Annotated in this window: 21 protein-coding genes, 1 tRNA gene and 1 pseudogene; 9 read left to right on the top strand and 14 right to left on the bottom strand. The window is 68.0% G+C overall.

Features of this window, described 5'->3' with window-relative positions; translation table 11 throughout:
• Positions 1-22: 22 nt before the first annotated feature.
• Both FZN60_RS10795 and FZN60_RS10790 read right to left on the bottom strand, forming a co-directional pair.
• Positions 23-537, bottom strand: a pseudogene (locus FZN60_RS10795) (DNA polymerase ligase N-terminal domain-containing protein).
• A 12-nt stretch (positions 538-549) separates the two neighbouring features.
• On the bottom strand, positions 550-996 hold the full coding sequence (locus tag FZN60_RS10790; protein ID WP_199266538.1) for a DUF4126 family protein: 447 nt from the start codon (positions 994-996) through the stop codon (positions 550-552).
• A 251-nt stretch (positions 997-1,247) separates the two neighbouring features.
• On the opposite strand from FZN60_RS10790, the gene FZN60_RS10785 reads away from it, so the two are divergent.
• The gene (locus tag FZN60_RS10785) at positions 1,248-1,577 is read left to right on the top strand and encodes a hypothetical protein (protein WP_158873484.1); all 330 of its coding nucleotides are present in this window, start codon (positions 1,248-1,250) and stop codon (positions 1,575-1,577) included.
• A 13-nt stretch (positions 1,578-1,590) separates the two neighbouring features.
• On the opposite strand, the gene FZN60_RS10780 is transcribed toward FZN60_RS10785, so the two are convergent.
• A complete protein-coding gene (locus FZN60_RS10780; RefSeq protein WP_158873483.1) occupies positions 1,591-2,688 on the bottom strand; it encodes an SPL family radical SAM protein in 1,098 nt (365 codons plus the stop codon).
• 163 nt (positions 2,689-2,851) lie between these two features.
• Here FZN60_RS10780 and FZN60_RS10775 point away from each other — a divergent pair, with 163 nt between their 5' ends.
• A complete protein-coding gene (locus tag FZN60_RS10775; RefSeq protein ID WP_158873482.1) occupies positions 2,852-3,082 on the top strand; it encodes a hypothetical protein in 231 nt (76 codons plus the stop codon).
• A 777-nt stretch (positions 3,083-3,859) separates the two neighbouring features.
• On the opposite strand, the gene FZN60_RS10770 is transcribed toward FZN60_RS10775, so the two are convergent.
• Positions 3,860-3,934, bottom strand: a tRNA-Thr gene (locus FZN60_RS10770).
• A gap of 138 nt (positions 3,935-4,072) precedes the next feature.
• On the opposite strand from FZN60_RS10770, the gene FZN60_RS10765 reads away from it, so the two are divergent.
• Positions 4,073-4,846 carry an NAD kinase gene (locus FZN60_RS10765; RefSeq protein ID WP_158873481.1) on the top strand — a complete coding sequence of 258 codons (774 nt, stop codon included), beginning with the start codon at positions 4,073-4,075 and terminating at the stop codon, positions 4,844-4,846.
• 15 nt (positions 4,847-4,861) lie between these two features.
• On the opposite strand, the gene FZN60_RS10760 is transcribed toward FZN60_RS10765, so the two are convergent.
• The 3 genes from FZN60_RS10760 to FZN60_RS10750 form a co-directional block, all read right to left on the bottom strand.
• Positions 4,862-5,995 (bottom strand): DUF2336 domain-containing protein, encoded by a 1,134-nt coding sequence (locus FZN60_RS10760; protein ID WP_158873480.1) that lies wholly within the window; start codon positions 5,993-5,995, stop codon positions 4,862-4,864.
• 83 nt (positions 5,996-6,078) lie between these two features.
• The gene (locus FZN60_RS10755) at positions 6,079-6,699 is read right to left on the bottom strand and encodes a flavin reductase family protein (protein ID WP_158873535.1); all 621 of its coding nucleotides are present in this window, start codon (positions 6,697-6,699) and stop codon (positions 6,079-6,081) included.
• Positions 6,700-6,707: 8 nt separating this feature from the next.
• Positions 6,708-7,292, bottom strand: a complete 585-nt coding sequence (locus FZN60_RS10750) for a nitroreductase family protein (protein WP_158873479.1) — start codon at positions 7,290-7,292, stop codon at positions 6,708-6,710.
• 383 nt (positions 7,293-7,675) lie between these two features.
• Between FZN60_RS10750 and FZN60_RS10745 the strand changes: the two genes are divergently transcribed.
• Positions 7,676-8,659, top strand: coding sequence for an RgsD C-terminal domain-containing protein (locus FZN60_RS10745; protein ID WP_158873478.1), 984 nt, complete (start codon positions 7,676-7,678; stop codon positions 8,657-8,659).
• A 39-nt stretch (positions 8,660-8,698) separates the two neighbouring features.
• Here the strand turns inward: FZN60_RS10745 and thrS are convergent, their stop codons facing one another.
• The 4 genes from thrS to FZN60_RS10725 form a co-directional block, all read right to left on the bottom strand.
• A complete protein-coding gene (gene thrS, locus FZN60_RS10740) occupies positions 8,699-10,696 on the bottom strand; it encodes a threonine--tRNA ligase (RefSeq protein WP_158873477.1) in 1,998 nt (665 codons plus the stop codon).
• A gap of 129 nt (positions 10,697-10,825) precedes the next feature.
• On the bottom strand, positions 10,826-11,104 hold the full coding sequence (gene yidD / locus FZN60_RS10735; RefSeq protein WP_158873476.1) for a membrane protein insertion efficiency factor YidD: 279 nt from the start codon (positions 11,102-11,104) through the stop codon (positions 10,826-10,828).
• Positions 11,105-11,379: 275 nt separating this feature from the next.
• Complete coding sequence (locus FZN60_RS10730; protein ID WP_158873475.1) at positions 11,380-11,547, bottom strand: nucleotidyltransferase family protein; 168 nt, start codon at positions 11,545-11,547, stop codon at positions 11,380-11,382.
• An 11-nt stretch (positions 11,548-11,558) separates the two neighbouring features.
• On the bottom strand, positions 11,559-12,008 hold the full coding sequence (locus FZN60_RS10725; RefSeq protein WP_158873474.1) for an iron-sulfur cluster assembly scaffold protein: 450 nt from the start codon (positions 12,006-12,008) through the stop codon (positions 11,559-11,561).
• A gap of 275 nt (positions 12,009-12,283) precedes the next feature.
• Here FZN60_RS10725 and folE point away from each other — a divergent pair, with 275 nt between their 5' ends.
• From folE to FZN60_RS10710, 3 genes are all read left to right on the top strand, one after another.
• Complete coding sequence (folE, locus tag FZN60_RS10720; RefSeq protein WP_158873473.1) at positions 12,284-12,910, top strand: GTP cyclohydrolase I FolE; 627 nt, start codon at positions 12,284-12,286, stop codon at positions 12,908-12,910.
• Positions 12,907-13,344 (top strand): phosphoribosyl-AMP cyclohydrolase, encoded by a 438-nt coding sequence (gene hisI / locus FZN60_RS10715; RefSeq protein WP_158873472.1) that lies wholly within the window; start codon positions 12,907-12,909, stop codon positions 13,342-13,344. Before folE ends, hisI begins: the two co-directional genes overlap by 4 nt.
• 258 nt (positions 13,345-13,602) lie before the next feature.
• Positions 13,603-14,490 (top strand): patatin-like phospholipase family protein, encoded by an 888-nt coding sequence (locus tag FZN60_RS10710; protein WP_246726711.1) that lies wholly within the window; start codon positions 13,603-13,605, stop codon positions 14,488-14,490.
• On the opposite strand, the gene FZN60_RS10705 is transcribed toward FZN60_RS10710, so the two are convergent.
• Together FZN60_RS10705 and FZN60_RS10700 are read right to left on the bottom strand one after the other, a co-directional pair.
• The gene (locus FZN60_RS10705; RefSeq protein WP_158873471.1) at positions 14,491-14,925 is read right to left on the bottom strand and encodes a CBS domain-containing protein; all 435 of its coding nucleotides are present in this window, start codon (positions 14,923-14,925) and stop codon (positions 14,491-14,493) included.
• 58 nt (positions 14,926-14,983) lie between these two features.
• Positions 14,984-15,751: a rhomboid family intramembrane serine protease gene (locus FZN60_RS10700; RefSeq protein ID WP_246726704.1), complete on the bottom strand. Its 768-nt coding sequence runs from the start codon at positions 15,749-15,751 to the stop codon at positions 14,984-14,986.
• Positions 15,752-15,891: 140 nt separating this feature from the next.
• Between FZN60_RS10700 and FZN60_RS10695 the strand changes: the two genes are divergently transcribed.
• Positions 15,892-16,497, top strand: coding sequence for a PilZ domain-containing protein (locus FZN60_RS10695; RefSeq protein ID WP_158873469.1), 606 nt, complete (start codon positions 15,892-15,894; stop codon positions 16,495-16,497).
• Positions 16,498-16,982: 485 nt separating this feature from the next.
• On the top strand, positions 16,983-17,561 hold the full coding sequence (locus FZN60_RS10690) for a transglutaminase-like cysteine peptidase (protein ID WP_158873533.1): 579 nt from the start codon (positions 16,983-16,985) through the stop codon (positions 17,559-17,561).
• A gap of 116 nt (positions 17,562-17,677) precedes the next feature.
• Here the strand turns inward: FZN60_RS10690 and FZN60_RS10685 are convergent, their stop codons facing one another.
• Positions 17,678-17,887 (bottom strand): DUF3126 family protein, encoded by a 210-nt coding sequence (locus FZN60_RS10685; RefSeq protein WP_158873468.1) that lies wholly within the window; start codon positions 17,885-17,887, stop codon positions 17,678-17,680.
• Positions 17,888-17,931 lie beyond the last annotated feature (44 nt).

Here is a 17,931-nt window from a genome sequence, read left to right as displayed (position 1 = left end):
GCCGAGCGTTTGCGAGCGCCGGTCACTTCGGGTTCGCACCCGCCGCTGCGATCTCCTCCATGCTCCGTCCGCTCGCCAAGCTGAGCGTGTAACGGACGGTCAGGTCGTCGGGCACGCGCGCCTCGGCGTCGTCGAGCTTGCGCAGGAGCCAGTTGTCGCCCTTCTTTTTCGTGCGCATGCGCAGCAGCATCCAGCCGCCGCGCATGCGCTCGCCGAAGAGTTCGAAGCGCAGACGACCGGCCGCGAGCGACGCCTCGGCGGCGGCACCGCCTTCCGGCCGCCACCATCCACGATCCCACAGCATGACCGTTCCGGCGCCGTAGCCGCCGGCGATGGTACCCTCGAACGGTCATAGCCGAGCGCGTGATCGTCGACCTTCACCGCCAGTCGCTTGTCGGCGGGATCGAGGCTCGGACCGCGCGTCACGGCCCAGCTCAACAGGACGCCGCCGAGTTCCAGCCGGAAGTCGAAGTGCAACCGGCGCGCGGCGTGCTTCTGGACGAAGAAGGCCCGCCGTTGCTCGTCGTCCACTGCCATGCTCCGCGACCGTTAGCGCGGCCGAACGGCGAGAAGCGCCATGGCGAGCGCGACCGCGTCCTCGACGAGGCCCGTCGAGGTCTGACCGTGACGCTGCATCGTCCGCATACGCGCGGCGAAGGACACGTAGGCGAAGCCGACGGCAGCGGCCGCCCCGAGCAGGGCCCCGACGCCCTGGCGGTCCCTCGGCGCGACCGCCGCGCCGGCGAGCGCGCCGGTCGCGAGCCGCGCCACGAGGCCCGGCGCGACGATGCGGTCGGGCGCTGAATGCAGCTTGTCGCCCGCGATCTCGCCGGCAGCGAGAAGCAACGCGGCCGGTCGGACGCCGGCGCGCGCCAGCAGCGCGCCGGCCGAGCCCGTGACCGGCAACTGCCCGCGGCGCACCGCCTCGCCGACGACCGCGACCGGCGTCATCGAGCGCATGCCGGCCGACAGGCCGAGAAGAATGGATCGGATCACGTGAGCCTCCGCCAGGTCGATGATTGCGCAACGCTCAGCGCCGTTCAGCGATCCAGCCGATTGGGGCTGACGAAAACCCGGGGGGCGGAACTGGACAGCGCGACGGTGACCTCCGACGGACGGCAACCCTCGAGGATCAAGGGTCGCCGACATGCTTCTGGTCTGGTGACCGTGCGCCAACAGCCTACAACTCTTGACTTCGGTACCCGATCGCAAGGTGCGGGCACGGACTGTCTCGGGAGAACGGCATCATGATCGAAGCGGTCAGGCGCATCATCGCCTATGCGGCAGCTCTTCAGATCGAGAAGCGGCAGCCTACCGAGGTCTACAGCCACGACAGGCGCCTCGCCTCCAAGCTGCGGCCGGACTTCGACAACGATACCAGCGCGCACATCACCGGCATGGAAGGAAGCGCCATCTTCTTCCACGAAACCAATGCCCTGATCGACTTCCTCGTCGAAAACAACACGTTTCACGGCCGCGACCACGCTTCGGGCCACGCGTTCAGCGGAGCGATCGAAAACGGCGAGGTGCGGATCCGCGACGAGGACGATCAGGCGGAGTTCCGCTACACGGTGTGAGCGCCGCGCCGCTTCACGTCCAGTATAGGATCCGCGCCTGCGGCAGCCGCGCGGCGATCGTCGTCTGGAAGAAGCTCCGCAGCGCCTTCATCGTGGCTGCGTCGTAGACGTGCTTCACGGCGCCGAAGCGCGTGCGCTTCTCGCTGCGGCGCGTATCCGTCATGTCGAGGTCGGAACCGGGATACCAGCTTTCGAGGACCGTCTTCGACGTGGGCGTGAACCGGTGGGTGATGAGCTCCACCGTCAGGTCCGCCTGCGGGGGCGCCCCGGCCAGCCGCTCCGCAACGGCGTCGATGAGGCCGCCATACGCCTCCTCCCACCCTTCGGCCGCGATGATCGGGGCGATCGTCAGTCCGATGCGGTAGCCGGCATCGGCCATGCGCCGCAGGGCGACGAGCCGATCGGCCACGGAGCTTGTACCACCCTCGAAGCGCGCGAATGCGGCCGGGTTCAGCGATGCGCGCATCCGGGTGCGGCCGCGATGGTCGAGCCCGAGCAGCGGCTCCACCGCCGCGAATTTCGTCGTGAACCGCAGTTGGACGTCGGCGTCCCATCGGCCGAAGTGAGCGATGAGCGCCGACAGCGATCCGGTCAGGTGCTCGATGGCGAGCGGATCGGTGTAGCAGGATGCCTCGAAGGTCGTGCCTTCGCCCGCGCGGTCGGCGCTTCGCGAAGTGACGGTGCCCTGGCCGAGATAGGCCGGCAGCGCGGCGAGGATGTCCGAAATGTTGGCGAAGGCCCGCGTGATCGGCGGTCCTTTCAAGGAGCCGGCGAGATAGCAGTAGCTGCAATGAGCAGGGCATCCCTCGGCGGGATCGACGCGCCAGTCGGCGCTCGGCGCGATCGGCTGGAACTTCAGTTTGCCCGGCGGCGCGACCACGACGGCGAGCGTCGACTTGGCTTGCGCATAGGCGCGGCGCGGATCGGCGGGCTGGTTGAACGGCAATCGGTCGGAGGACAGACGCTCCACCGAAAGGCCAAGCGCTTGGGCGCGCTCGGCGATCGCGCGTCCATGGTCCAGAACAGCCGCCGAACGGGTTATCACGACCCGCTTCGGCCGCCACAGACGCGCGCGTTGATCGATGGACTCGAGTTGTGGAGCATCCAGCATCGTCGGTAACGCAGCCGGTTTGCCCGACGTTCATCGCCTGCGGCATGCTGTCGGTGCCCCTCCCGTCGCCGCGACAGATTGCCCGCCTTTCGCGATACCGCGTCGCGCAGTCGCCACGAACGGCGCGGACGCGCGTTGAGCGGGACCAACCGAGGAGAAGCCGATGACCGATGATGTCGCCGTCCAAGCCCGCCGCCGCGAGATCGCCACCGAGCACGTGCTGTTCAAGCTGATCGAGTACGTCGAGGCGCGGCACCCCGGTCTTCTCGACCACATCGAAGGCAGTATCGACCACCTCGGCGATCCCGCCCGCGACGACACCAAGGACGACGAAGCGGTCCGCGAGATCGCACGACGCATGATCGCCGGTGCGCGCCGCGAAGGCGCCGGCTAAGCGGCAAACAATGCGAGGCGGCGGGACAGGCTACCATCCCGCTTCCTGTATCCAGCGACATGCCGGAGGAACTCAGCACCCACGCTTTGGCGAAGGCAAAGAAGCGGGCCCAGATCGGTGGCGACGCGGTGCCGATCATCCGCTCATTCGAGCTCGTACTGGGTTGAGGTCGGTTAAAGGCGCGAGCGCCTCATGCCTCTCGGCATAGCTCCATGAGGGAGCTTGCGCGTGGATACCCAGATGATGGGAACCACGGACAGAAGGATGAGGCTCACCATGCCGCCGATCGCCAGCAACCCCTGTGGCGTCATCTCAGTGTGCGTCTCGAATGAGGCCTGTCCGATCTGCATCCGCAGCGAGGCGACGTTGCGCCTTACCGAATCCCGCCTATCAGCCTCATCCGCTTCCAACATGGCCTTCCCGGCTGACCGTAATCTCTATGACGGCTAAGGCCGGTTGAGCAGATCAGTTCCAGCGGCGAGCCAGAGGGTGGCGAGAAGGGTAGCGCCAATCCCGACCTCGACGGAACAGCCTGGGAACGCGCTGCTACCATTTTGCCACCCAACTCAGATTCTCGACGCTCACTGAGGCCCCTCACACAGCCGGAAGTACCACCGGACAGGCGTCTGAAGGCCCTCCCTTGTCGCGTTCCATTGTCGCGTCCAGCAGCCGCGTGCAACTTCGAACTGTTGCGAATCAACGCCTTAGCCTCCGCATATCTGCGACATGGCGCGACGTGCGGATCAGCCAAAACCGCTGCACAGTCATTGGAAAGAATGGTGCCGGATGAGGGGATCGAACCCCCGACCTTCGGTTTACAAAACCGCTGCACTACCGCTGTGCTAATCCGGCCGACGGGGATCGCCCTTAGCATGGATCGTCGGTGATTGCAGCCGCAATCTGCGGGTGGCGGCGGCCTTGTGGAGCGGGGCGCTTTCGCCTTCGCCGCTTCATCAAGCTATGCTAGCCCTTGCCGGCAAAGGGGAGGCCATGGCGCGATACTTCAACAAGCTGGCCTTTCTGCCGGCCGACACCGATCAGGCCCGGCAGGCGGCGGAAGCGCTCGCGGGCCTCTACGGCGATCATCCGGCCGACGAGGCGGAGGCCGTGATCGCTCTGGGCGGCGACGGGCACATGCTGCACGTCCTCCACCGTTTCATGTCCACCGGCGTGCCGATCTACGGCATGAACCGCGGGACGGTCGGCTTCCTGATGAACCATTACCGGGAGAAGGGCCTCCACGAGCGGATCGCCGCCGCGGTCGAGAACGTCGTGCGACCGCTCTCCATGACGGCGATCGACGAGGATGGACGCTCCCACGTGGCTCTCGCCATCAACGAGGTCTCGATCTTCCGCCAGTCCTACCAGGCGGCGCGGCTGCGGATCTCGATCGACGGACGCGTGCGGCTGGAGGAACTCGTCTGCGACGGCGTCATGGTGGCGACGCCCACCGGCTCGACAGCCTACAACCTGTCGGCCCAGGGTCCGATCATCCCGATGGATGCCCCGCTCCTCGCGCTGACGCCGGTCAGCCCGTTCCGGCCGCGGCGCTGGCGCGGCGCGCTCCTGCCGAACCGGCAGACGGTGGAGATCGAAGCGATCGAGCCCGGCAAGCGACCGGTCAACGCGGTCGCCGACGCGCACGAGGTGAAGTCGGTCCGGCGGATCACCATTCGCGAGAGCCTGACCGAAAGCGGCGTTATCCTCTTCGACCGGGATCACTCCTGGGACGAGCGGATCCTCACCGAGCAGTTCCGCTACTAGGCAGGCAGTCGGAGATCAGGCGGCAGCGGCGCGGCGGCGGGCGGGCCGTGCCTCGTCGCGAACGGTTTCCGCGGCGAGACGGCCGAGCAGGGCGACGAGGTCGCGCAGCGCAGGCTTCGGCGCTGCCGAGGCTGCGACGCGCAGCGCCTCGGTCACGACGCCGGCGCGGGTGCCGCGCCGCCCCTCCTGCGCCGCCTCGCGCCAGGCGACGAGGGCCGAGCGCACCACCGGCACGCCCGACCTGTCGAGCCCGGCGGCAGCCAGCAGCGAGCCGAGCGGGCGCTCGCGCGCCTCGACCAGAACGGCGCGCACGCGCTTGTCCGAATAGCCGCTGAGCGCGGCGAGCGCGGCGGCGAAAAGGTCGACGTTGCCGTCGAAGAGGCTGCGGAACAGGAAAGCCTCCGTCAGCTGGCCGCTCGCGCGCATATGCTCGACGAAGTCCGCGGACTGACCCGCGGAAGCGGCCTCGCGGCCGATCGCGACCGCGGCCTTGTCGGCGGCGCCGCGGACGATGTCGCGGGCTCGCGCAGATCCGAGAAGGCCGCGGACGAAGCCGCAGTCCGAGAGCGCCGCGGCGTGCGCTTCCACGAGCGACTGGCGCGCCGCGGCCGGAAGGCGCGGCGATTCGAGAAGCGCGGCCCGGACGGTGCCGTCCGATGGGAAGCGTTCGGCCATCAGCGCGAGGCTCTCGGGCGCCGGCCGGGTCGACTGGTTGGCGAGAAGCGCCAGGCAGGCCTCGCGGCTGGCGTGCTCCGCGATGTGGCGCACCACGACTCCCGGCAGGAAAGGCCGGCCGGCGATCGCGGCCTGGACGGAGGGCGGGCGAACGTCGACGACGTGGCAGAGTTGGCGCTCGCTCAAAGCCGGCGCGGTCGAAGCCGTCAGAAGGGCGATCGGCTCGATATCCTCGCACAGGCCGAGGAGTACGCCGAGCGGTGCGTCGGCATGCGGCGCGACGATCTCGGCCAGGACGCGGCGGACCCGGTCGGACGGGTCGTCGAGGAAGAGCAGGAAGGCCTCCTCGGCCGCCACCCGCTCGGACGGCGCCAGCGCACCTTCCGCCCAGGCCTGGGCGAGAATCAAGAGGCCGCGTCGGCGAGCCTCGACGCCGGCCGTCTCGCACCAGCGGATGAACTGATCAACGACCATGGCGTGCGCCCGACTCCCGTTCCTCGAAGCCGAGTCTGCCGATCATGCGTTGAGAATTCGTTCACCATGATCCGAACGAGCCGTCAGATGTCCGTCGCGTCGGGACGCTTCGGGCGCGGCATGGCGAAGGTCTCGCGGGTCTCGGCGTAGTCGAGGTAGCCGAGGCGCGAGAGCGGGCGCGCGAGATCCGAGGCGATCATGCCGTCGCGCAGCACCGCCTCGTCGAGGTGGATGGCGACGACCTGCCCGATCACCACCACCGTCTCGGAACGCGAGCCGTCGATCGCCTCCGGGTGGAACCACTGCGTCACGCGGCACTCCAGCGCGGCCGGCGCTTCGGCGACGCGTGGCGCCTTGACCAGCTGGCACGGCGCTTCGGTGAGGCCGGCGAGGTCAAACTCGCTGACGCCCCGGGGCGCCGGCGCGGAGGTCTTCACGACGGCGCGCGCCAGCGGGGCGGTCGCAAGATTGGCGACGAACTCGCCGCTGGCGATCGCGGCCGTCGCCGCGTCCTTGAAGCCCGAAGAGGCGAACATCACGAGCTTGGGCCGATCGGAGATCGCCGAGAAGAAGCTGTAGGGCGCCAGATTCGTCTCGCCCTCCGCCGTCCGGGTCGAGATCCAGCCGATCGGACGCGGCGCGACGATCGCCTTGAACGGGTCGTGCGGCAGGCCGTGCCGGTTCTCGTCCGTGGTCCAGAACAGCACGGCGCTCAATACCCGTCCGGTGTCGCGGCTTCCGAAACGATGTCGGCGAGCGCCGGACGCGGGCGCTCGGAGGGCGGCTCGGTCGGCGTGCCGATATGGATGAAGCCGACGACCTTCTCATTCGGCGCGATGCCGAGCACGGCCTTCGCCTCGTCGTCGTAGGCGACCCACTCGGTCACCCAGTTGGCGGCATAGCCGTGCGCGTGGGCGGCATGGATGAGGTTCATCGCGGCGGCGCCCGCCGATAGGACCTGCTCCCATTCCGGGATCTTCACGTGCGGCGCGGCCTTGGACACAACGCCGACGACGAGGGGCGCGCGCGTGAAGCGGCCGGTCTCGACCGCCCGCCGCGTGTCGGTCTGGCTCTCGCCGTCCCGGCGGCGGACGATGGCGAAGAGCGCTTCGCCGATGCTGCGCGCGGCGTCGCCGCGATACAGAATGAAGCGCCAGGGCGCGAGCTTGCCGTGATCCGGCACGCGGGCGGCGATCTCCAGGATGGCGGAGAGCTCCGCCTCGTTCGGTCCCGGCTCCTTGAGCATGGGGATGGGAATCGAGCGGCGGGTCTTCAGGTGGGTCGCGGCGTCAACCATCGCGGAACGGGCCTTTCCTGTCGGTCGTGCCGCCGAGCTAATCGTCCACTGCCGCGATGGGAAGGGCGACACATCGGCAACAGTGGGGAATCTTCACGCATCACGGCGCAATTCGCCACGAAATGGTCCATGATCGCGCGCCATCCCTCCGCTCCGTTCCTCGCCCACGAACATCCGCAGAATTCATCCCGGTGAAATCCTTGGCATCGTCGAAACGGTTGGTCCTATGTGCGACGCTGCTGGCCCTTTCGGGGACGGCGCAGGCGCTGGCGCAAGGAGCTCCCGCGGGCGGACCCGAGGGCGGCGGAAGCTTTCTCGGAAACCTCTTCGGCGCACAGCCCCGGGCCCCGGGCGCCTATGTTTCCCCGTCGGCGCGCGAGCTCGTGCCGGAGGATTCCGAAGTCGGCGTTCCCGCCAACCGGCGCCTCCAGCGCCTCGATCCCATTCCCCTGCCCGCTCCGCTCCAACAGGGCAGCGCGGCGCTTCCCGACCTACCGGCCCTCCCCGCCTTCGCACCGCAGCCGCTGCCCAGCCTCGACATCCTGAAGCCGCGCCCCGCGCTCAAGCTCGACGCCAAGCTGTCGGCCGAGGGTGGGAGCGTGCCGGACGGTCTCGAATGGCGGCTCTTCTCCGCCGTCCCGGCGCTCGACGGCCAGTTGCCGCTGGTCGCCTCCGCCGCGGGCGGCGAAGCGGTCTTCGACGTGCCGGAGGGCGATTACGTCGTCCATCTCGCCTTCGGCCGCGCCGGCCTGACGAAGCGCATCCGGTTCACTGGCCTATCGGCCAAGGAAACGCTGCTCCTCGACGCTGGCGGCTTGTCGCTGCATGCCATGGCCGGCCCCGATGCGCCGATCGAATCGCCGGAGCTCGACTTCGACATCTACACGCTGGCCGAGGGCGATACGGAGGGCGACCTGGTGGCGAGCGACGTGCCCGCCGACGCCGTGGTGCGGCTGAATGCCGGCACCTATCACGTCGTCTCGCATTACGGCGCCATCAACGCGGTCGTGCGCGCCAACATCCACGTCGATGCCGGGAAGATCACCGAAGCCACGCTGCAGCACCACGCGGCCAAGCTGACGCTCAAGCTCGTGCGCGAGGCCGGCGGCGAGGCGATGGCGGACACGGCCTGGACGATCTCGTCCTCATCCGGCGACGTGGTGCGGGAAAGCGTCGGTGCCTACGCCTCGCTGATCCTCGCGGCCGGCGACTACGAGATCGTCGCGAACAACCGCGACCGCGTTTATCAGCGGGTGATCACGGTGGAGGGCGGAAAGGATCTGGAAGTCGAGGTCACGGCCGCCGACCTCGTCTCCGAGGGCTCCGCGACCGGCAGCAGCGGCGATAACGGCGGATCGGGCGACTGACGCCGCCCGATCCGGGATCGGTGTGCCGACTTCGGCGGCCTACTCGGCCGCGACGGCCGGCGCCTCGCCGCCGCGCATCTCGCGGCGACGCTTCAGGTCCGGCGCCTCGGCTTCGGCGGTGAGCATCGCCACCGCCTCGTCGAAGCTTGCCGAGGTCTGGTCGCGCTGGCCGAGGCGGCGCACGTTCACCGTCCGCTCCTCCGCCTCGCGCTTGCCGCAGACGAGGATCACCGGCACCTTGGCGACCGAGTGCTCGCGGATCTTGTAGTTGATCTTCTCGTTGCGAAGATCGGTCTCGACCCGCATCCCCTGGCGCCGCAGCGCCGCCGCGACGTCGCGGGCGTAATCGTCGGCTTCCGAGGTGATCGTCGCGACCACGACCTGCTGGGGCGCCAGCCAGAGCGGGAAGTGCCCGGCGAAGTTCTCGATCAGGATGCCGAGGAAGCGCTCCATCGAGCCGCAGATCGCGCGGTGGATCATCACCGGCACGGTCTTCTCGGAATTGGCGTCGATGTAGAAGGCGCCGAAGCGCTCCGGCAGGTTGAAGTCGACCTGCGTCGTGCCGCACTGCCATTCGCGACCGATCGCGTCCTTCAGCGTGTACTCGAACTTCGGCCCGTAGAAGGCGCCCTCGCCCTCGTTGATGCCGGTCTTGATCCGCCCGCCCGACTGCGCCTCGATCGTCCCGAGCACCTTCTTCATGACGCTCTCGGCGCGGTCCCACAGCTCGTCCGAGCCGACGCGCTTCTCGGGGCGCGTCGAGAGCTTCACGACGATCTCCTCGAAGCCGAAGTCGCGATAGACCGAGAGGATCAGGTCGTTGATCTTCAGGCACTCGGCTTCCATCTGCTCGTCGGTGCAGAAGATGTGCGCGTCGTCCTGCGTGAAGCCGCGCACGCGCATCAGGCCGTGCATGGCGCCGGACGGCTCGTAGCGGTGCACCATGCCGAACTCGGCATAGCGGATCGGCAGCTCGCGATACGACTTCAGCCCGTGCTTGAAGATCATCACGTGGCCCGGACAGTTCATCGGCTTGAGCGCGAAGACGCGCTTGTCCTCCGCCTCGTCGCCGGCCGATTGCACCTGGAACATGTTCTCGCGGTACCAGCCCCAGTGGCCGGACGTTTCCCAGAGCGACTTGTCGAGCACCTGCGGCGCGTTGACCTCGTCGTAAGAATCGGCGAGGCGCCGGCGCATGTAGGCGACGAGATCCTGGAACAGCGACCAGCCCTTCGGGTGCCAGAACACGACGCCCGGCCCCTCCTCCTGGAAATGGAAGAGGTCCATCTCGCGGCCGAGCCGGCGATGGTCGCGCTTCTCCGCTTCTTCCAGCATGGTGAGGTAGGACTGGAGCTGCTCCTTCGTCGCCCAGGCCGTGCCGTAGATGCGCGTCAGCATGGGCTTGGTGGAATCGCCGCGCCAGTAGGCGCCCGCCACCTTCATCAGCTTGAAGGCCTCGCCGATCTGGCCCGTCGAGGCCATGTGCGGTCCGCGGCAAAGGTCGAACCACTCGCCCTGGCGGTAGATCTTGAGATCCTGCCCTTCGGGAATCGCGTCGACCAGCTCGACCTTGTAGCCCTCGCCCTTGTCGGCGAAGACCTGGCGCGCCTTCTCGCGCGGCCAGATCTCCTTGGTGAAGGGCGCGTTGCGGCGGACGATCTCGGCCATCTTCTTCTCGATGGTGGCGAGGTCGTCGAGCGTGAAGGGCGTGTCGCGGGCGAAGTCGTAGTAGAAGCCGTTCTCGATCACCGGCCCGATCGTGACCTGCGTTCCCGGCCAGAGCTCCTGCACGGCTTCGGCCATCACGTGCGCGGCGTCGTGACGGATCAGCTCGAGCGCGCGCGGATCCTCGCGGGTCAGGATCTCGATGGTGCCGGCGCGGCCCACGGGATCGGACAGGTCGCGCACGTCGCCGTCGAGCGCGTAGGCGACCGCCTTCTTGGCCAGCGACTTGGAGATGGATGCCGCGATCTCGGCGCCGGTCGCCTGCGGCTCGAAGGCGCGCGCGGAGCCGTCGGGAAACTGGATGTCGATCATGGGTCTTCCTTTCCGCTCACCCCCGCCTACGGTTGCGGGTAAGCTTTGTTCGATCGATTGTGCCGGCCGAGCCCTTCGGCCGGAGCGGCGCTTTTACCATCGCGGGATCACGGCGCAACCGCCGGGGCCTCAGTGTCGATGACGCCGGCATTCCGTCGGCACGGGGTCCAACCCCGCCTTGCCGAACGGCCCGCAGCGCGCAACGCGCCGCGCGGAAAGCCAGCCGCCTCGCAGGAGCCCGTGCCGTGCCACGGCCTCGTAGGCGTATTCGGAACAGGTCGGGATGTGCCGGCAGTGGCCGCCGACGAGCGGCGAAAAGACGATTTGGTAGAGCCGCACGAAGCCGATGCCCAGCAGCCGCCCCGGCGTGAGCCGCCACCGGCCGGTGTAGTTACGACCTATCGGCATCGAGTTCGGCCAGCCATGATTAGGCTCTCACCTGCGGCGTGCGATCGTTTCGAACGATCAGCCAGTCCGCGCTCCGCGACGAGGACATTCGCCTCTTCGCGCCAGTTCGAGAGATCCCGAAGCCGTTTAGGCCTAATGCGCTCTAGGCCACGTATCATATGGGCCGGATGTCGTCTCTAATCCGCTGCATGAAGCGTGATGTCAGCTTACCCGGCGTGTGAGCGTCAACGCGCGCCTAAAAGCTCGCCGAGCTCGTCCTCGATCTTGAACACGACTTAGTATGTGGACGGAGGCTCGATATCCACGATGATGTCGATGTCGCTTTCATGGTCGTCCTCGCCGCGCGCAACGGAGCCGAACAGCCGAGGATTCGACGCGCCGAGCCGCGCGATCGCCTCGATCACCTCGTCCCGGTGTTTCGCCAGCGCCTCGGACGGTCGCATGCCCCCTCTCCTCAGGCAGCGGCCGACGCGCCGCGCTTGGCCTCGATCTGGTCGAGCGCGTCGACGACGGCGTCGAAGGTCAGCATGGTGGAGGCGTGGCGCGCCTTGTAGTCGCGCACCGGTTCCAGGTAGCGCAGATCCGCGAAGCGGCCTTCCGGCGGCGGGCCGTTGTCCTTCAGCATGGCGCGCATCGTCTCGCGCACCTGCCGCAGCTCGTCGGCCGAAGCGCCGACGATATTGCTCGCCATGATCGAGGACGAGGCCTGTCCGAGGGCGCAGGCCTTCACCTCGTGGGCGAAATCGGTGACCACACCGTCTTCGAGAACGAGGTCGATGAGCACCGTCGATCCGCAGAGCTTCGAATGCGCCTTCGCCGTCGCGTCCGCGCGCTCCAGGCGGCCCGACCTCGGTATGTTGCCCGCGAAAGCCAGGATCCGCGCATTGTAGACGTCGTCGATCACGTCCAGCCTCGATGTCCGCTGTTGCCGTGCCAAGCTGTTATGCGCCCGGCGTACCCCTTATATAGGGAGTGGCGGGCTTGGTCCAAAGGAGCTCCGAGGCCGGCGGGTCGGCATTGCTCGTCGCTTTCCGGCCTTCTCGTCGCAGGATCGAGACGCTAATGCGTATTTATGGAATCCCCATCAAGGCCGCGGCCGACGACGAATCCCGTCGAGAGCCGGATCCCCATTCCGAATGGGTAGCCGCCAGAGTTCCCAAGCGGAGGCGTATCGCCGGCATGGACGCAACCGTCAGACAATTTCCCAACAGCACCGCTTCGGATGCGAGCGTCGAGCGGCCGAGCCGCGAGGAAGCGGAAGCCGCGGTGCGGGTGCTGCTGCGCTGGATCGGCGACGATCCGGATCGCGAAGGGCTGGTGGACACGCCGTCGCGCGTCGTGCGCGCCTATGAGGAGATCTTCGGCGGCTATCGCATCGACCCGGCGGAGGCGCTCGGGCGCACCTTCGAGGACGTCGCCGGATACAACGACGTCGTGCTCGTCAAGGACATCGACTTCCACAGTCATTGCGAGCACCACATGGTGCCGATCGTCGGCAAGGCGCACGTCGCCTACCTGCCGCACGACAAGGTGCTCGGCCTGTCCAAGATCGCGCGCGTCGTCGACATATTCGGCCGCCGCCTCCAGACGCAGGAAGCGATGACTCAGCAGATCGCCGACACGATCAAGGACTCGCTGAAGCCCCGCGGCGTTGCGGTCATGCTGGAAGCCGAGCACATGTGCATGTCGATGCGCGGCATCCGCACCCGCGGCTCGAAGACGCTGACGACGGCCTTTCTCGGCGCCTTCAGGGACGATCCGGTCGCTCAGACGCGCTTCCTCACCATGGTCTACGACCGCCGGTGAGCGACGCGCCCCGTCTTCATCCGCCGGCCGGCTCGAAGCGCGAGCAGGAGGAAGGCGTCCTCCTGCGCCCGCGCTTCGACGCGCACGGCCTCGTCACGGCCGTCGTCAGCGATGCCGCGACCAGGGACCTCCTGATGGTCGCCCACATGAACGACGAAGCCCTTCGCCTCAGCCTGGAGACCGGCATCGCGCATTATTGGTCGCGCTCCCGTGCCAGCCTATGGAAGAAGGGCGAGACGTCAGGGGCCCTGCAGAGCATCCGCGAGATCCGCGTCGACTGCGATCAGGACGCGCTCTGGCTCCTGGTCGACGTCCTCAAGCCCGAAGACACCTGCCACACGGGCCGGACGACGTGTTTCTACCGGCGCGCCCGCGCCGATGGTTCGCTGGAGTTCGTGCCCGACGATGCGGGACCTTCCACCGTCCAGCGCTAACTGAACGGAGGAAGGCGGTCGCTGCGAGCCGGCGCGACCTTAAGAGGCTGGTCAAGAATCCCGGGTTAGTTTCGGGAACGGCCAGCCAAGGGAGGACGCACGGTGTTGCATCGCGTGTTCGGGCAGGTGGACGCGGCGACCGTCGCGCCCGCAGAACCAGACGATCGGCATGCGGCCTCGGACGGGTTCCGAGCGGCGCCGGGTGACGAGGGGCCGTTTTTCGTCGAACGACGCCGTCAGCGCCCGAGGCGAACCGGCATCGCTCTGGCACTCGGCGGCGGCGCGGCGCGCGGCTGGGCCCATATCGGCGTTCTCAGAGCGCTCGACGAAGCGAAGATCCCGATCTCCATGATCGCCGGTACCTCCATCGGCGCCCTCGTCGGCGGGTGCTACCTGGCCGGCAAGCTCGACGAGCTCGAAGCCTTCGCGCGATCGCTGTCCCGTCGCGGTCTCATCCGCTACCTCGACTTCGCCTTCAGCGGCGCGGGGCTGCTCAAGGGCATGCGGCTCAATCGGCGGCTCGAAGAGCATCTCGAAGACATCGCGATCGAGGATCTCGACCGCTGCTTCGTCTGCGTCGCCTCGGAAGCGCGCAACGGCCACGAGGTCTGGCTCGATTCGGGCTCGCTGGTCCTGGCGATGCGGGCCTCCTACGCCCTGCCCGGCGTCTTCGAGCCCGTGCACTGCAACGGCCGCCGCCTCCTCGACGGCGCGCTCGTCAATCCCGTGCCCGTGTCCGTCTGCCGTGCGCACGAGGAGCCGGTGGTGGTCGCCGTCAACCTGCACTACGACCTGTTCGGCCGGGCCGCGGTGCTTCGGATGCGCGCCTGCGACGGCCCGGAGGAAACCCCCGCGACGTCGCCGTCCGGTCGCCCGCTGCCGCACTCCGCCAGCGAGCCGGCGCTCGCCCGCCGCGAGCGGATCGGCATCACGCAATCCATGTCGGACGCCTTCAACATCATTCAGGACCGCATCCTGCGCTCGCGCATGGCGGGCGATCCGCCCGACGTCGCGCTGCACCCGCGCGTGCGCGACATCGGCCTGTCGGAGTTTCACCGCGCGGCGGAGGCGATCGACCTCGGCTATTCCGAGGCCAAGCTTCGCCTGCCCGAGATCGCCCGCGCCTTCGAAACGCAGCGGGCCTGATCAGCCGCTGGCGGCGATGTATTCACGCATCGCCTCGGCCTCGCCGACGGCGTCTTCGATGCGCCGCTTGACGATGTCGCCGATCGACACGATGCCGACGAGGCGGCCGTCGGTGCAGACCGGCAGGTGACGAAACCGTCCGCTGGTCATCATCTCCATCGCCTCGTGGATCGTCGTTTCCTCCGAGCAGGTGGTGACCTTGCGCGTCATTACCTCGGCGAGCGGCTGCGACAGGCTGTCCGCTCCCCTCGCCCCGACGCAGCGCACGATGTCGCGCTCCGACAGGATGCCGGAAACGCCGCCATTCCCGTCCAGGATGATGAGCGCGCCGATCTTCAGCCGTCCCAGTTCCGCGGCGGCCTCCCCGACCGTCGCCTCCGGCTTCAGGGTCGCCACATCGCGCCCCTTGGCTTCGAGGATCTGCTTCACCGTCATGGCTCGTTCCTCCACAAACATGCCTGCGGGTGGATGGTGCGTCACGCCCGCTCCGGTTTCAAGCCGGCCCCGGACCGATACGACCGGCACGCGGCGACCGATCGAAGAAGCCGAAGAACAGGAAGCCGAAGGCGAAGCCGCCGAGATGAGCCTCCCAGGCGACCTGTCCGTCCGCCCCGAGGAAACCGCCGACGCCCGCTCCCAAAACAAGGTTCGTGACGAAGAACATCAGAACGAAGAAGAGCACCGTCCGGTCGCGCAGCACCTCGGTGATGCCGAGGAGGCGACGGCGCGCGTCGATCATGCCGCCGCCCGGTCGTCGCGCGGGCGATCCGATGGCGAAGCGGCTCGCGCCCCCCATCAAGGCCGACACCGTGCCTGACGCGCCGATCACGGGCGCGACGAGATCGGGGTTGACGAGCTCGAACAGCGCCGCGCCGGCCATGGCGCCCGCCGCGCAGAAGGCCAGCGTGCGCCAGGGGCCGAGGCGCACCGCGACGGGCGAGCCGAAGGCGACGAGCCAGATCGTGTTGAAGCCGAGGTGCATCCAGTCCGCGTGGACGAAGGCATAGGTCAGCGGAGACCAAAGGCCCGCGCCGCTCGCCCGAAGCTGGCAGATCTCGTCGGCCGACCCGTAGCAGCCGGGGAGGAAGGCCATGTTGAGGAGCAGCCAGGCATCGTTGAAGGGGCTGAGAAGATAAAGGCGGACCGCGTGGACCGCGACGAAGGCGGCGGTGAGCCAAAGGATGACGGACGGCACGTTGAAGGCCGGCGGCCGCGCGGGGCGCGGCGGGCGCGCGGCAGGGCCGCCATCGGGAAGCGTCAAGATCACACCTCTGGGGTCGGACCGCGGGCGCGGACCTGAAGGAAAGGTTGAACGACAGGCTCCATGCGAACCAGCCGTTAATCCGTCAACGACTAGTTTCGCAGGTAAGCAGGTCGGGGCAACCCGCAAGGGGTTCAGGGATGCAGAACAGCGCACGATCAGAGGTCCCGAGGCTGAGCCCCGACGGCCGCTTCCAGCACGTCGCCGTCGACCTTCTCGGGCGCTTCATGCTGGAGGATCAGCGCGAGTTTCCGTGCCGCGTCGAATCGATGTCGCCGGGCGACCTCGCCGTGGCGACGCCCGTCACCCCGCGCGAGGGCGAGCGGATCATCCTCTACGTCGACCATGTCGGCCGGATCGAAGGCGCGGTGAACGGCGTCTTCCAGGGCGGCTACAGCATGGACATCGCCGGCACGGAGCGTCGGCGCGAGAAGCTCGCGGCGCAGCTCACCTGGCTCGCCAACCGGCACGAGCTGGACCTGCCGGAGGATCGCCGCCACGAGCGCATCCAGCCGGGCAATCCGATGAGCCCGCTCACCCTGCCCGACGAGAAGATCGTCCAGGTCCGCATCATCGACCTCTCCCTGTCGGGCGCCGCGGTGCGGGCGGCCGGCAAGCCGGCGATCGGCTCGCGCGTCGCCCTCGCCAACATCCGCGGCCGCGTCGTGCGCCATCTGGAAGACGGCTTCGCGATCGAGTTCGCGGCCGTTCAGCAGCGCGATACGTTGGAAGCCACCTTCCGCTGACGGACGCTCTCTCCGCGAGCCGGCGCTGAGCTGATTCCTCGCCGATCCGACAGTCCGACGACGCCGTCCCGCCGCCCGCGGGGCGGCGTCTTTGCATTTGATCGGTTCGCCTTACCGATGGTTCACCGTCTTCGGCATCCGCCGATCCGGCCGATGGGCCGCTCTCGCGCGATCGTTAACGGCGGAGGCGCCCTCGCTCGCGCGGCGTTAACCTCTCGGATGCCGAGTAGTCGCGCACCATGGTAAATGCGGCAGCCGCCGAGCCGCCTCGATCAGGCTCCAGGCGTTAACGGTTAACGGCGCGCTGCAGGAACCTGAAAAACGCTTCGCATGTTGTTGTCCCGTCGGGAAGCAAACCTCGTAAACGTCACCGCTCTGAATTGACGCAAATCCAAGTTCTCGGTTTCGTCCCAAAATAAAACCGCAGCGTCATTGTCGCTCCAGAAGACGGGGAGACGACAAGCGTGACGGACGTGCTTTCATCGATGAAGTCGGCGCTCATCGCGAGCTGTCTTCTTCTTGCCGCGACCGCAGCCGAGGCCGGCAGCGCGATGCCCACGGCCGGATCGACGTCGCAGCCGGTCGGCCACTACGAGTTCTGTCAGCGCTATCCGTCGGAGTGCCGGCGAAATCCGGTTCGGGCCGTGGTCAAGCTGACCCCGGCTCTGTGGGCGAAGATCACCGAGATCAACTACGCCGCCAATGTCGGCATCTTCCCGCGCACCGACGAGGAGATGCACGGCGTTCCGGAGCTCTGGTCCTATCCGACCGACCAGGGCGACTGCGAGGACTACGTCCTCTTCAAGCAGCGGGCGCTGGAGAAGGAAGGCGTTCCCGCCTCGGCCCTCCTGATCACCGTGGTCAAGCAGCGCAACGGCGACGGCCACGCCGTCCTGACGATCCGCACGGATCAGGGCGACTACGTCCTGGACAACCTGGACGACCGCGTCCTGTCCTGGGATCAGACGCCCTACACCTTCCTGAAGCGCCAGTCGGACGCCGATGCGGGCCGCTGGGTGACGATCGAAGACTTCCGCGACCTGCTGGTCGGTTCAGTCCGCTGAAGCGAACATGCGAAAAGGGGCCGGGCGTCGATCGCGCCGGCCCCTCCGCGGGTCTCAAGATGGCTCGCTTGGTGGATCGGCCGCCGGACGGAACCGGCGGCCCTGCAGGACGGCGATCAGTCCAGATCGATGTCGAGGATCGTCATCGTGAAGTGGTAGGAGAGTTCGCCCTCCTCCTCGTCCTTCGAGATGAGGCCGACGAACTCGTCCGCCATGTAGACCTCGGCGGTGTCGTTCTTGCGCGGCAGGGCCTTCACCGTCAGGGTCGGCGACTTCAGCGTCCCACGCAGGTATTTTTCCAGCTTCTTGAGCTCGTCGGCCTTCACATCAGTCTCCAAGTCGGCTTGCGGCATCTCTAGCTAGGCCGGAG

Source organism: Antarcticirhabdus aurantiaca (genome assembly GCF_009765365.1).
Taxonomy (GTDB): domain Bacteria; phylum Pseudomonadota; class Alphaproteobacteria; order Rhizobiales; family Rhizobiaceae; genus Antarcticirhabdus; species Antarcticirhabdus aurantiaca.
Note: the sequence above shows the minus strand (reverse complement) of the source record. Positions and strands in the feature narration are given on the sequence as shown.

What these genes read in the sequence shown, in the direction of transcription:
- folE (WP_158873473.1), top strand. Translation starts at nt 12,284, where the DNA reads ATGGACGCAACCGTCAGACAATTTCCCAACAGCACCGCTTCGGATGCG.
- FZN60_RS10785 (WP_158873484.1), top strand. Translation starts at nt 1,248, where the DNA reads ATGATCGAAGCGGTCAGGCGCATCATCGCCTATGCGGCAGCTCTTCAG.
- FZN60_RS10750 (WP_158873479.1), bottom strand. Translation starts at nt 7,292, where the DNA reads ATGGTTGACGCCGCGACCCACCTGAAGACCCGCCGCTCGATTCCCATC.
- FZN60_RS10780 (WP_158873483.1), bottom strand. Translation starts at nt 2,688, where the DNA reads ATGCTGGATGCTCCACAACTCGAGTCCATCGATCAACGCGCGCGTCTG.
- FZN60_RS10775 (WP_158873482.1), top strand. Translation starts at nt 2,852, where the DNA reads ATGACCGATGATGTCGCCGTCCAAGCCCGCCGCCGCGAGATCGCCACC.
- FZN60_RS10760 (WP_158873480.1), bottom strand. Translation starts at nt 5,995, where the DNA reads ATGGTCGTTGATCAGTTCATCCGCTGGTGCGAGACGGCCGGCGTCGAG.
- FZN60_RS10705 (WP_158873471.1), bottom strand. Translation starts at nt 14,925, where the DNA reads ATGACGGTGAAGCAGATCCTCGAAGCCAAGGGGCGCGATGTGGCGACC.
- thrS (WP_158873477.1), bottom strand. Translation starts at nt 10,696, where the DNA reads ATGATCGACATCCAGTTTCCCGACGGCTCCGCGCGCGCCTTCGAGCCG.
- yidD (WP_158873476.1), bottom strand. Translation starts at nt 11,104, where the DNA reads ATGCCGATAGGTCGTAACTACACCGGCCGGTGGCGGCTCACGCCGGGG.
- FZN60_RS10765 (WP_158873481.1), top strand. Translation starts at nt 4,073, where the DNA reads ATGGCGCGATACTTCAACAAGCTGGCCTTTCTGCCGGCCGACACCGAT.
- FZN60_RS10695 (WP_158873469.1), top strand. Translation starts at nt 15,892, where the DNA reads ATGCAGAACAGCGCACGATCAGAGGTCCCGAGGCTGAGCCCCGACGGC.
- FZN60_RS10690 (WP_158873533.1), top strand. Translation starts at nt 16,983, where the DNA reads ATGAAGTCGGCGCTCATCGCGAGCTGTCTTCTTCTTGCCGCGACCGCA.
- FZN60_RS10730 (WP_158873475.1), bottom strand. Translation starts at nt 11,547, where the DNA reads ATGCGACCGTCCGAGGCGCTGGCGAAACACCGGGACGAGGTGATCGAG.